We start from the raw sequence: 842 nt of genomic DNA, 5'->3' as shown, positions 1-842 counted from the left end.
TGGAAGCAGGCACTAAGAGAGAAGCGAGGACGACTCGATGCCCTCGACCCGAAGAGTACTGCTCCAAAGAGAAGGCGCCGGCGAGAATACCCGCCCGGTCTCCTTGAGCATATAGTGGTGCTGAGGACGAGACATCACCGCATCGGCAAGAAGAAAATCGCCCTGCTACTAAAAGATGAGGGATTCAGTGCCTCGGAATCATACACCGGACGCTGTCTAGAAGACCTCAAGAAACAAGGTCGCCTCCCGTCAATGAGGCGTGTCTCGGTGTCCGCAAGAACAGGCAGAGTCATCGAGAGAAAACCCATATACCGCAAGAAGATACGCCGTCCGAAGGGAAAGAAGCGAGGCATCGAAATCGACACTGTGGTGCGCTTTGTGGACGGCATCAAACGTTATATCTACACTGCGATTGACATTGAACCGAGGTTCGCCTTCGCAGGAGCGTACACGAATCACTCCTCCCAATCGGCAACGGACTTCCTCAGAAAACTCAGTTATGTTTCGCCCAGGCCTATTAAAGAAATCCAATCTGACAACGGGAGCGAGTTCGCCCTGCGCTTTAGAGAGGCGTGTGAGAAGCAAGGCATCGTGCAGTACCATACGTACCCGAGAAGCCCCAAGATGAACGCCCACATCGAGAGATTCAACAGAACCTTGAATGAAGAGTTCCTGAAACAAAACCGCCAACTTCTTCGGGACGACCTTGATGCTTTCAACGGGAAGCTCATTGAATACCTCCTGTGGTACAACACAAAGCGACCTCATGAGTCGCTTGGAATGCTCTCGCCCTTGCGTTATATTGTGTCCACATTATCAGCGCGGGAGTCTCAAAGGTGCTG

The 842-nt window shown here is 52.3% G+C and carries 1 protein-coding gene; it reads left to right on the top strand.

Going from position 1 to position 842, the window contains the following annotated elements; translation table 11 throughout:
• Nucleotides 1-252: 252 nt before the first annotated feature.
• A partial coding sequence (locus tag COU47_01060) for an integrase (protein PIR69808.1) occupies nt 253-842 on the top strand: 590 nt, incomplete at its 3' end.

This window comes from Candidatus Niyogibacteria bacterium CG10_big_fil_rev_8_21_14_0_10_46_36 (genome assembly GCA_002772995.1).
In the GTDB taxonomy this organism is placed as follows: domain Bacteria; phylum Patescibacteriota; class Minisyncoccia; order 1-14-0-10-42-19; family 1-14-0-10-42-19; genus 1-14-0-10-46-36.
The sequence above is the reverse complement of the archived record's forward strand: the minus strand, read 5'-3'. Positions and strand labels throughout refer to the sequence as shown.